Origin of the sequence: Lysobacter arenosi (assembly GCF_016613475.2) — a bacterium.
Classification (GTDB): domain Bacteria; phylum Pseudomonadota; class Gammaproteobacteria; order Xanthomonadales; family Xanthomonadaceae; genus Lysobacter_J; species Lysobacter_J arenosi.
Map to the genome: position 1 here is coordinate 1,983,941 of NZ_CP071517.1, position 11,763 is coordinate 1,995,703.

The window sequence follows — 11,763 nt, forward strand, 5'->3', positions numbered from 1 at the left end:
GTTCCATGGCAGGCCCCGGCCGCTGCGCTGCACCGCGCGCCGCCAGGCAGGATAATGGTGGGATGCAGAAGAACACTCACGATAAGGCGATGCTAGCAGAGGCCGGTGTCCCGGCAGGTGGCGACGGCGATGCCGAGCACTGGCGCGACCGCGACCTGGCGGTGCTGTGGCACCCGTGCACGCAGATGCGCGAGCATCCCGGGACCCTGCCGCTGCTGCCGATCGCGCGTGGCGAAGGCGCCTGGCTGGTGGGTCGCGACGGCCGTCGCTATCTCGACGCGATCAGCAGCTGGTGGACCAACCTGTTCGGCCACGCCGAGCCGCGCATCGCCGCCGCCATCGCCCAGCAGGCGATGACGCTCGAGCACGTGATCCTGGCCGGCTGCTCGCATGCGCCCGCGGTCGAGCTGGCCGAGCGCCTGCTCGCCATCGCGCCGCGCGAAACCGGCCGTGAACCGCTGAGCAAGGTCTTCTACGCCGACAACGGTTCGGCCGGTGTCGAGGTCGCGCTGAAGATGGCCTTCCACTGGTTCCGCAATCGCGGAATCGAGGGCCGGACCAAGTTCATTGCGCTCGACAACGGATACCACGGCGAGACCCTGGGCGCGCTCGCGGTCGGCGACATCCCGCTGTACCGCCGCGTCTATGCGCCATTGCTGGCCGAAGCCCTGTTCGCTCCGTCACCCGATGCCTACCTGTGCGAAGCCGGCGAGACGCCGGAGGAACGCGCGCGTCACGCCGCCGATGGTCTGCGCGAATTGCTTGAACGCCATGGCAACGAAGTCTGCGCACTGATCCTCGAGCCACGCGTGCAGTGCGCCGGTGGCATGCGCATGCATGATCCGGTGTACCTGAAGCTCGCACGCGAGCTGTGCGATGCGCACGGCGTGTTCCTGATCTGCGACGAGATCGCCGTCGGCTTCGGTCGCACCGGCACGCTGTTCGCCAGCGAGCAAAGCGGCGTGCAGCCGGACCTGCTGTGCCTGTCCAAGGGCCTGACCGGCGGCGCGCTGCCGCTGGCGGCGGTGCTGGCGACGCAGACCATCTACGACGGCTTCCTCGACGACTCGCGCGAGAAGGCGTTCCTGCATTCGCACAGCTACACCGGCAACCCGCTCGCGTGCGCGGCGGCACTGGCCAGCCTCGACATCTTCGCCAGCGACGACATCCTCAACCGCAACCGCGCCACCGCCGCGCGCATGGCGACCCTTGCGGCGCCACTGGCCGAGCATCGCCATGTGGCCGATGTGCGCCAGGCCGGCATGATCGTCGCCTTCGAGCTGACCCCGGGCGGCGACCGTCGCGCCAGCTTCGATCCTGCACTGCGCGTGGGCCTGCGTGCCTACCGCGCCGCACTGGAGCGCGGCGTGCTGCTGCGTCCGCTGGGCGACGTGCTGTACTGGATACCGCCCTACTGCGTCGACGAAGCGGCCTTGCAGCTGCTCGCCGACACCACCCGCGCCGCCATCGACGAGGCCACCGCATGCGCCTGACCCGTGTCCACGTCGACCAGCCACTGGCGGCCGGCAGCGAAGTCGTCCTGCCCGAAAGCGCGGCCGCCCACCTGGGGCGCGTGCTGCGCCTGGGCGTCGGCGATGCCTGCGTGCTGTTCAACGGCGATGGCCACGACTACGCGGCGCGGATCGTGGCCCTGGGCAAGCGCGAGCTGCGGGTGGCGGTCGACGCCGCCAAGCCGGTGCTGCGTGAGTCGCCGCTCCAGCTCGTTCTGCTGCAGGGCGTCGCGCGCGGCGAGAAGATGGACCTGATCCTGCAGAAGGCGACCGAACTGGGCGCCGCCGCATTTCATCCGCTGTGGTCGCAGCGCAGCGAAGTGAAGCTGGACGAAGCGCGCGCGGAGAAGCGGCTGGCGCATTGGCGCAGCGTGGTGTCCTCGGCGTGCGAGCAGAGCGGTCGCGCAGTCGTGCCTGCCGTGTCCGCACCGGTGACGCTGCAGGCGACGCTGGCTGCCCTGCCCGCCGGCGGCCTGCGCCTGATCCTCGATCCGGAAGGCGAGCTGGCGTTCTCGAGCCTGTCGCTGGATACCGGTGCGCCGGTGTACCTGGCGATTGGCCCGGAAGGCGGCTGGTCGCCTTTGGATCGCGAGCAATTGCGCGCAGCGGGGTTCCTTGGGTTGCGCCTCGGGCCGCGCATCCTGCGCACCGAAAGCGCCGGGTTGGCGGCGATTGCGGCGCTGCAGGCGCGGTTCGGGGATTTGCAGTAGCGATCAGATCTTGAAGTAGATCCGTCGCGCATCGAGCACGCGCACCACCACCCACCACACCGCAACGAACGCAATCGCGAACGCCAGCGACGGCACGTACGGTCCCCATCGCGGCGTCATCCAGTGGGCGAAACCGACCCGATACAACGGCTCCAGCCAACCGCCCGCGACCAGCGCGTAAAGCATGAACGCCGATCCGGCATAGGCCGCGATCGCGTTGACGCCGAACGCGCGCCCCAGCGCAGGCAGCCCCTTGCGATCGACCAGCCAGTGCACGGCGGCCAGCACCCAGCAGGCGATGCCCCCGGTCCACAGCACGTACGACGGCGTCCACAGGTTCTTGTTGAACGGCTGCCACCACGACCAGGCCAGGCCCAGCGCCATGACGATCGCGCCGGCCAGCCACAGCGCACGCGATTCTCGGCGCCGCAGCCAGTCACCGGCACGCATGCCGAGCACGGTCGTCGCCAGCGCACCCAGCGTGCTGACCACGCCCTCGGGATCGTGGCCGCGGCCGCTGGCCGGATCGAGTTGGTAGACGTGAACGCCGAGCAGCGCATGATCGATGCGGCTGGCGAGATTGACGAAGGGTTCATAGCTGCCGCCGGCGGCGAGCAGTGCGCCATAGCCGATCAGCAACGCGGCGAGCACCAGCCACTGCGTGCGTGGCCGCGCATGCAGCGCCAGCAGGCCCGCGGCGGCGAAGCACAGGCCGATCCGCTGCAGGACTCCCATCACCCGGTAGTGCGCCAGGTCGAACGCCCACAGCGCGCACAGGTGCAGCAGCAGGCCGAGGCCGACGATGCGCGTGGCGCGGACCAGCACCGTGCGCGTCAGCGCGGCCTGAGCATCGCCACGCTCCAGGCGCGGTACCAGCGCCAGCGTGATCGACACGCCGACGATGAACAGGAACATCGGGAAGATCAGGTCGGTCGGCGTACAGCCATGCCAATGCGCGTGCAGCAGCGGCGCGTAGACGTGGCCCCAGTCACCCGGGTTGTTGACCAGCAGCATCGCGGCGACCGTGATGCCGCGAAGTGCATCGACCGACGCGAACCGCGCCGGCGTCGCCGCCGGTGATGCGCTCAAGCCGCCTGCACCAGCACCGCGCTGACCTGCGCCTCGATCGATTCCAGGTCGGGCAGGAACGCCGCGTCTTCGTTGAGCAGCACGCGCGCCTGTACGCCGTTGGGCAGCGACTGGGTGTCGTCGACCACCACCAGGGTGTCACGCGACACGGTCACCAGGCGCGGGAAGCCCTGCGTCAGCATGGCGAAGTACGGCGCGCGCGGATTGCCGCCCAAGGCGCGCAACACCACGACCTTGCTGCCCAGTCCGCCGCGTTCGTCGGCCAGGCCGGCCAGTCGCGCGAACGCCACCAGCGGCAGCTGCCAGCCGCGCCAGCGCATGCGGCCCAGCAGCCAGTCCGGCACGTCGGCCAGCGGCTCGGGTTCCGCGTACGACAGCACTTCGGCGATCGTCGCGTTGGGCAGCAGCAGGCGGCCACCGGCGACCTGGATCAGGACGCCGCGGATGTCGTTTTCGACGGCGGGCCCTCCGAAAGCCGGGCTTCCTGCAACTGGCACCGTCGCCGCATGCTTGCCGGCGGAATGATTGGAGTGGTTTCGATTCGGCATCTGTAGGTTCCTGGTCTGCCCGCTCAACGCCAACGTGCGATCAGACGTTCGGCCAGCTCGACCGGTTGCCCGGCGACGCCGCCGCGTGCGATCAGTGCGGTCGAGGCCGCAGCGTCATAGCAGCCGTCCGGCGCCTGGCCGGCCACCAGCGCGCCGGCCCAGGAGTGATTCATCACGGCATCCACGCGCGCCGGGTCGCTGCCGCTGAGCAGCAGCACCGCCGAATCCGCGGACGGCAACGCGGCGATGACATCGCCCTCGCCTTCGATGAAACGAATGCCGGACTCGTTGACAACAATGCCGATCTCGGCCGGCAGGATGTAGATCGTTCCGGCCATTGCCAGCAGGCCCGGCTCGGCCAGCCTTACCTGCAACGGCGTGGCGCGCTGCATCTGCGCGACCAGCCGGTCATAACGGCCGCCGTCGAGACGCTGCTGCACCATCACCGGGCGCGGGAAGGAATCAGGCAGCGCGCCGAGAAGCTGGCGCACGGCATCGGGTCCGCCGATGCCGGCCAGAACCAGCACTGCGCCGTTGTTGTGCACGGTCGGCCGGTCTTCGACCAGCTCCAGCGCGGAGATGCGTGTTTCCAGATCGCCCAGGTCGCGCTTGAACAGATTGTTCGCCGCAGGTGTGTCGGTGCTGGCGGTGGTGCCGGAAGTCTCGTCGGCAAACGACCAGTCCGGAGCCAGCGGCGCGGTCGCGGCGGAAGCCGGCGCAACCGGAGCGAGGTCGTCACTGGCGATGTCGAGCGAGCGGCTGGCTTCGAACAGCAGGACCGGCTCGGCCGCAACGGCGCGGTCAGTCGACGCCACCGGCATCTCGAACGCACCGTCGTCGAGCAGCTCGACCACGATGGGTTCGGCCGCCGGAGCGATCTCGTAATCAAAACTGGATTCGAACGGCTCGATCACCAGCGCGTCGGCGTCGGTCGAGACCATGCCTCGCTCGTCGAGCAGCGGCATCTCGATGGCATCGAGGGACTCGGCCGCCATCAACGATGGCGTGTTTGCCACGGCAATCGGCGGCGCGTAATCGAGTTCCGCGGCTACCGGGTCGAACGGGCTGAGGGCCATCGTCTCGACCGGGGCCGCAACGGGAGCAGGTGCCGGAATCGGTGCAGCCACCACGACAGGCGAAGCAACGGTTTCGGCCGTCGCGACAGCGACTGGCGCAGCGACACGCGCAGGCTCCGGCGCAACGAAGGCATCGCCGTCGCCCTCGCCTTCCGGCTCGTGGCCGGGCGGGAGCACGTCGCCATGCCCCTGCAGCTTTGCCGACAGGTGCCGGCTCCAGCGCGCCAGGTCCCAGCCCTCGCGTGAGGCGGCCAGTGCCGCCTCTTCGTAAATCACTTCAACCGCGGGATCGGCCAGCACGGGATCGAACCGCTCGATGGCATCCTCGGTGACCGCGTCGAGGGCAACCACGATCACCTGCGGTGCCGCCAGTCCGAGTGCGGACGGATCGAGCGTGGTCGGATCCGCTTCCAGTACCAGCTGCGTGCCGGCATCGGACAGCGCCGAGCGCAGGCGTTCGCATGCCGCGCCCGGTCGCGCCAGCAGTACCGCGCGACGCGAAGACTCACTCATGGCCGCGAGATGCTCCCTGCGCATTGATACCGAGCAGTTCGTAAACGTTGCGGATCAGTTCCGGCTCCTGGTACGGCTTGCCGAGGTAACGCTCGACACCGATCTCGAACGCGCGCTGGCGATGCTTGTCGCCGGTACGCGAGGTGATCATCACGATCGGCACGCCACGCAGGCGCGAATCGCCCTTCATGGCGGTGGCCAGCTCGTAGCCGTCCATGCGCGGCATTTCGATGTCGAGCAGCATCAGGTCCGGCACGCGGTCGGCCATGCGTTCCAGGGCGTCGATGCCGTCCTTCGCGGTCAGGACCTCGAAGTTGTGGCGTTCCAGCACGCGGCCGGTGACCTTGCGCATCGTCACCGAGTCGTCGACCACCATCACCAGCGGCACGCGGCGCTGTTCGACCGGCGCGACAACAACCGGCACGTGATCGCGCGGCAGCAGCATCTGGCGGCGCACCAGCGGAGCGACGTCGAGGATCACGACCACGCGGCCGTCACCCATGATGGTCGCGCCGAAGATGCCCGGCACCGAAGCGACCTGCGGACCGACGGCCTTCACCACGATTTCGCGGTTGCCGACGACCTGGTCGACGCAGACCGCGGCGCGCAGGTCACCGGAGCGGATCAGCAGCAGCGGCATCTGCAGGTGGCCTTCGGCCTTTGCAGTGCCGTGGCCGACCAGCGAGCCGAGGTCGTGGACGGTGTAGTCCTCGCCGCCGTAGCGGTAGGTCGCATCGGCCATGTCGAGGCGGTCGCGGGCGATGCGGCCGACGCCGCGGACCGAGGCGATCGGCACGGCGAAGGTGGTCTCGCCGATGCGGACGAACACGGCCTGGGTGACCGCGAGCGTCTGCGGCAGGCGCAGGGTGAAGTTGACGCCCTTGCCCGGGACCGAATGGATGTCGAGCGTGCCGCCGAGCTGGCGCACTTCGCTGGCGACCACGTCCATGCCCACGCCGCGGCCGGACAGGCGGCTGACGGCATCGGCGGTGGAGAAGCCCGGTTCCAGGATCAGTGCATCGAGGGCGGCATCGGACAGCACCGCGTCGGCGCGGACCAGGCCACGCTCTTCGCCACGGCGTCGGATCGCGGCGCGGTCGAGGCCGGCACCGTCGTCGCCGACTTCCAGCACCACTTCCGAACCTTCGCGGCGGACCGCGATGCGGATCGTGCCCTCTTCCGGCTTGTGGGCCTTGCGGCGCTTGTCCGGCGTTTCCAGGCCGTGCGCGACCGCGTTGCGCAGCAGGTGTTCCAGCGGCGCGGTCATGCGCTCGAGCACGTTGCGGTCGAGTTCGCCCTGGGTACCGTCGAGCTTGAGCTGGACGTTCTTGCCCAGTTCGCCCGAAGCCTGGCGGACCACGCGGCGCAGGCGCGGCAGCAGGCCGTCGAACGGCACCATGCGCGTGCGCATGAGGCCTTCCTGCAGTTCCGAGCTCACGCGCGACTGCTGCAGCAGCAGGGTTTCGTACTGGCGGGTCAGGTCGTCGAGCGTGGTCTGCAGGCTGGTCTGGTCAGCGGCCGATTCGGCCAGTGCACGCGACAGCTGCTGCAGGTTGGAGAAGCGGTCGAGCTCGAGCGGATCGAATGCCTGCTCGGCCAGGTCGCCTTCGCGCTGGTAGCGGGCGACGATCTGCGCTTCGGTTTCGATTTCCAGTCGACGCAGCTGGTCACGCATACGCGTGTTGGTCGCTGCCATTTCCGCGATGGCGCCGCGGAACGCACCGAGCTGCTGCTCGAGTCGGGCGCGGTAGATCGCGACCTCACCGGCGTAGTTGACGAGGCGATCGAGCAGGTCGGCGCGGATGCGCACCTGTTCCTGCGGAGCGCGAACGCCGATGTCGTCGTCGTCGGTGGCCGGAGCATCGCTGATCGGCGCCGACAGCGGCTTGAGTTCGACGTGCTGCGGTGCTTCCACCGCGACAGGGGCCGCCTTGACGACGTCGTCCTGCACCGCCGGCACGTAGGCCTGGCCGCGGGCACGCGCGTCGAATTGCGCGATCAGTTCATCCGGCATGGCAATCGCGCGGCGTTCGCCGACACGGGTGACCATGGCATGGAGGCGATCGAAACCGTGCTCGAGCAGCGGCACGCCATCGCGGCCGAGTTCGCAGCGTTGTTCGGCCACGGCTTCGAGCAGCGATTCCATGGCGTGGCCGAGTTCGCCCACGGCCATGATGCCGGCCATGCGCGCGCCACCCTTGATGGTGTGCAGGTCGCGCTGCAGGCCCACCACTGGCTCGCGGTCACCCGGTGCCTGGCGCAGCTGCGCCAGCAGGCCGTCGGAGTGGTCGAGCAGGTCGCTGGCTTCCTCGACGAAGATGTCGACCAGTTCCGGGTCCAGCCCGCTCAGGTCCAGCGCTTCGTCCGGATCGTCGCTGGCGGCCAGTGCGTGTGCGATCAACGCAGCGACGGCCGGTTCCTGTGCATCGTCGGCGACGGCTTCGTCGGCGGCTGCGGCCTCGGCAGCATCGTTGGAAACTGCTGCGCGCGGCTCGTGCGCGACCGGCGCGTGCTCGGGCAGATCGTTGTCCGATTCGTTTGCGCCCGGGGCGCCGGCATCGGCGAACGCTGCCAGACCGACCGAGGCAGTGGCCTCGATCGCGGCAGCCTGCTGCTCGCGGGCGACACGTTCGGCCTCGGCGTAATCGGCTTCGAGGCGCGCGTACTCGCGCTCTTCTTCGGCAAGACGCTCGGCTTCGAGGCGCTCTGCCTCGAGACGTTCCGCTTCGAGTCGCTCGGCTTCGAGGCGTTCTGCTTCGAGACGCTCTGCTTCGAGGCGCTCCGCTTCGGCACGCTCGGCTTCGGCGCGCTCTGCTGCAATGCGCTCTGCTTCGAGGCGCTCGGTTTCGGCACGCTCTGCTGCAACGCGTTCCGCTTCGATGCGCTCGGCTTCGGCAAGCTCGGCCTCGAGACGTTCTGCCTCGAGACGTTCCGCCTCGAGCCGCTCGTTCTCCAGGCGCGCGCTTTCGAGCAACGCCGATTCCAGACGCTCCGCTTCCAGGCGCGCAATCTCGGCACGCTCGGCTTCCAGGCGCGCGTCCTGCTCGCGCTGGATCAGGGCAAGGCGTTCGGCCTCGGTCTGCTCCAGTGCAAAGCGCTCGGCCTGCACGCTCTCGACTTCGACGCTCTCGGCGTTGGCCTGTTCGATGGCCAGGCGCTCGGCTTCGATGCGGCGCGCTTCGGCCAGTTCGGCCTCCACGCGTTCGGCCTGCGAAGGATCGCCAAGGAAATCCGGACCGGCATCGACGGCCAGATCGGTGAACTCGCTCAGGTCGAACGCCGTCAGCAGGGCCTCGTCGTCGCCGTCCATCGAGATGGCGACATCCATCGGCTCGATGTTGACCGGCATCGACTGGCGCGCATCCGGCAGACCGTCGCGCAGCGCACGCATGCGCGCGGCGAGTCCTTCGAACGCGGGCACGCGCGGATACGGCGTCTTCAGCGTGGCCAGGGTGCGACGGATCGCATTGGCCACGTCGGACATCGCCGCGACGCCCTCGCTGCTGGCCGGTTGGCCGGAAGCGAGCAGGCGCTTGACGTAGATTTCCGTCGGCCCGGTGATCTCGGTGATCACCGGCACTTCGGTCATCGCGAAGGCGCCGTTGAGCGTGTGGAACGAACGCTGCAAGCCGTCGTCGACCAGGCGCGGGCCGTGGTTGGCCGCGGCCAGCCACTGCTCGATCGTGACCAGGTGGCCGCTGACCTCGGCGTCGAGGATCTCCAGCAGCACCGCGTCGACCGAGGCGGGGGTACCCGGCTCGATCTCGACCACGACTGCCGGTTCTTCGATCGTCTCTTCGATGGCGTAGACGGGCTCGGATGCCGCTTCCGCCACCAGCACGTCGAGGTTGACCGCTTCCAGCGGGATCTCTTCGACCACCATCGGTTCGTCGACCGCGACCGCGGCGACCGCCATGGCTGCAGGCGGCGTGTAGTGCCCCTCATTGCCTTCGGCGAGACGGTCGGCGTGCGCTTCCATCCCGGCCAAGTCGGCGGAGATGACACCCTCGTTGCGCAGCGCGGCATGCAGCTGCGGCAGCGCGGTGTAGGCGTGGCCGACCAGTCCCATCACCGCCGGGCTGGCGGGACGGGTGCCGTCGAGCACGCGGTTGAGCAGGTTCTCGATCTTCCAGCTGAACTCGCCCAGGGTCTTGGCGCCGACGAGGCGGCCGCTGCCCTTGAGCGTGTGGAAGACGCGACGGATCGGGCGCAGGCGTTCGCTGTCGTCCGGAGACTCGTGCCAGACCGGCAGCAGGTCGCCGAGGTGACGGATCTCCTCATCGAGTTCCTCGAGGAACACTTCGCGGATCTCGTCGTCGATGTCGTCGCTGTGCTCGAAGCCACCGGCGGCGATGGCCTGCGCCGTCGTTGCAACCGGTGCCGGCGCGGGAGCGGGCGCGGCAACCACCGGCGCGGCAACTTCGATCGCCGTCGGCGCGGGCGCTGCAGGCTCGTCCGCCGACATCGTCACCGTGCCCAGCGTGATCGTGTCGGACAGCTCGAAGTCCGGGACGTTGGCCAGCTCTTCGCGCGTGATCGGCGAGGACGGCGCCATCGTCGCGGCGATGTCGAATTCCGGCAACGGCCAGTAGCGCAGGGATTCCAGGCTCTGGCGGGTGATGTCGAGGATGTTGTTGCGGTTCGGGCGCTGCTCGCGCAGTGCCTCCAGGTAGTACTCCAGACTCGCCAGGGCGTCGGCCAGGGTGTCGAGCTGCTGGCCGTTGGGCACGCGCTTGCGGCCGATCAGCTCGACCTCGGTGTAGCGCTTGACGCCGGTCAGGTAGTCGGCCGGCTGCACCAGTTCGAGCATGCGCAGCGCGCCGCCGACTTCGTCCAGCACGCGCGGGACTTCGGCCAGCTCGGCGTGGTCCCAGTTGGTTTCAACGAAGGCCACGAAGGCCTGGCGGGCATCGCCGAAGTTGGCGATGGCCTCGCGCACGACCACGTCCAGGACCTTGCGCGCCTCACCGGCGAGCAGATCGTCGTCGGCCTGTTCGTCCGGCAGGCCCAGGCGCGAGACCTGGTCGTCGAGCGAGGCATCGACATAAAGCAGTGCGCCGGCGACGTCGAGCAATGCGCCCTCGTCGGCCGGACGGCGTCCGCTGACGATCTCGTGCATCGCATCGCGCTGCTGCAGCACGACGGTGCGGGCAACGCCCAGGCCCATCATGCCGAGCGTGTCGCTGACGCGGGTCAGTGCTTCCACCTGCGGCGTCAGGCCGGCGACATCGGTCTGGCCGGTGCGCAGGTGCAGGTCGAGGGCGTCCTTGACGCGCAGCAGGTCTTCCTTGATCGCCGCGGCCACGGTATCGAGCAGCGCGCGGTTGCGGCCGCTGAGGCTGCCGCGGGCATGTTCGAGTTCGGACTCGCTGGGCAGGTGCGATGCGAGTTCGAAGGTGTGGCGCAGGTCGTCCAGCGCCGGATGGCGGCCGTCGCTGTGGGCGACGTGGTAGAGCAGCTGGCGGGTCGGCTCGGCGGCCGGTTCGGTGCGCGGCGCGGCGAAACCGTCGTCGGCCAGCATCAGGCGCGCTTCGCGCTCGACGCCACCGAAGGCCTGGCGCAGTGCGCGCGTGGCCGGCAGGGCGCCGTCACGCAGCGCGCCGGCGACCGAGGAGGCCACCCACAACATGCGCCGCACCGGTTCCAGCACGACGTCCGCCAACAGCCCGTCGACAGCGCTGGCGAGCTTGTCCGGATGCGCGGGGTTGCCGTCTTCCGGCCAAGTCGCCAGGGCATCGCGCAGTGCGGCCAGGTGACCGGCCGAGCTGTGCGACGGTGCGCTGCGCTGGGTCGGCGCGCCGGCCAGGTTCGCCGGCAACGGACGGTCCAGGTCGGGCGCGAACAGCACGCTCTCGTTGAGGCCGGCTTCGCCGCGCGTGGCGCGCAGTTCGTTGAGCAGCGGCAGCAGCACGATCGGAATATCGCGGTGGCCGCCCTGCAGGCGCTCCAGGTAGTCGGGCAACAGGACCACGCCGCGCATCAGCGCCGCGCAGGCCTCGTCGCGATCAGCGACCTTGCCCTGCTGCAACGCCAGTGCCAGCCGTTCCATTTCCTCGGCGACCATCGCCGGCGCGTACAGCTCGACCATGCGCAGGGTGCCGTGCACCTGGTGCAGCTGGTCGGCGCAATGGCGCATGCGGCTGGTGTCGGCAGGATTCTCGGCATAGGCCTCGATTTCCTGCTGCGCCAGGCGCAGGGTCTCGTCCAGCTCCGGCTTGATCCAGCCCAGCGTGGTCGTATCGATTGCTTCGCGCATCACCGTCATCGTTCACCCCACGCAGCGGTGAACCGGCGCGTTCCGTGGCCCATGCCCTCG

7 protein-coding genes and 1 pseudogene are annotated in these 11,763 nt (G+C 69.4%); 3 read left to right on the top strand and 5 right to left on the bottom strand.

Features of this window, described 5'->3' with window-relative positions; genetic code table 11:
• The first annotated feature begins 62 nt into the window (after positions 1-62).
• Positions 63-1,493: an adenosylmethionine--8-amino-7-oxononanoate transaminase gene (gene bioA, locus HIV01_RS09325; RefSeq protein ID WP_200606632.1), complete on the top strand. Its 1,431-nt coding sequence runs from the start codon at positions 63-65 to the stop codon at positions 1,491-1,493.
• A complete protein-coding gene (locus tag HIV01_RS09330) occupies positions 1,484-2,221 on the top strand; it encodes a 16S rRNA (uracil(1498)-N(3))-methyltransferase (RefSeq protein ID WP_200606633.1) in 738 nt (245 codons plus the stop codon). Before bioA ends, HIV01_RS09330 begins: the two co-directional genes overlap by 10 nt.
• A 3-nt stretch (positions 2,222-2,224) precedes the next feature.
• On the opposite strand, the gene HIV01_RS09335 is transcribed toward HIV01_RS09330, so the two are convergent.
• From HIV01_RS09335 to HIV01_RS18340, 4 genes are read right to left on the bottom strand one after another with little or no spacing between them, the layout of a single operon-like run.
• Positions 2,225-3,310, bottom strand: a complete 1,086-nt coding sequence (locus tag HIV01_RS09335) for an acyltransferase family protein (protein ID WP_200606635.1) — start codon at positions 3,308-3,310, stop codon at positions 2,225-2,227.
• Entirely contained in the window at positions 3,307-3,858 is a 552-nt protein-coding gene (locus HIV01_RS09340; RefSeq protein ID WP_200606636.1) for a chemotaxis protein CheW, read from the bottom strand. Before HIV01_RS09340 ends, HIV01_RS09335 begins: the two co-directional genes overlap by 4 nt.
• A 23-nt stretch (positions 3,859-3,881) precedes the next feature.
• A complete protein-coding gene (locus HIV01_RS09345) occupies positions 3,882-5,447 on the bottom strand; it encodes a chemotaxis protein CheB (protein ID WP_207526908.1) in 1,566 nt (521 codons plus the stop codon).
• Positions 5,440-7,848, bottom strand: coding sequence for a response regulator (locus HIV01_RS18340; protein ID WP_425600272.1), 2,409 nt, complete (start codon positions 7,846-7,848; stop codon positions 5,440-5,442). Before HIV01_RS18340 ends, HIV01_RS09345 begins: the two co-directional genes overlap by 8 nt.
• Before the next feature lie 20 nt (positions 7,849-7,868).
• Here HIV01_RS18340 and HIV01_RS18345 point away from each other — a divergent pair, with 20 nt between their 5' ends.
• Positions 7,869-8,708, top strand: coding sequence for a pentapeptide repeat-containing protein (locus HIV01_RS18345; RefSeq protein ID WP_425600273.1), 840 nt, complete (start codon positions 7,869-7,871; stop codon positions 8,706-8,708).
• Between the two features lie 763 nt (positions 8,709-9,471).
• Here HIV01_RS18345 and HIV01_RS18350 read toward each other — a convergent pair.
• Positions 9,472-11,712: pseudogene (locus tag HIV01_RS18350) on the bottom strand (Hpt domain-containing protein); the annotation flags it as partial.
• Between the last annotated feature and the right edge of the window lie 51 nt (positions 11,713-11,763).

Coding starts and splice junctions, on each gene's coding strand:
- bioA (WP_200606632.1), top strand. CDS start 63: ATGCAGAAGAACACTCACGATAAGGCGATGCTAGCAGAGGCCGGTGTC.
- HIV01_RS09330 (WP_200606633.1), top strand. CDS start 1,484: ATGCGCCTGACCCGTGTCCACGTCGACCAGCCACTGGCGGCCGGCAGC.
- HIV01_RS09340 (WP_200606636.1), bottom strand. CDS start 3,858: ATGCCGAATCGAAACCACTCCAATCATTCCGCCGGCAAGCATGCGGCG.
- HIV01_RS09345 (WP_207526908.1), bottom strand. CDS start 5,447: ATGAGTGAGTCTTCGCGTCGCGCGGTACTGCTGGCGCGACCGGGCGCG.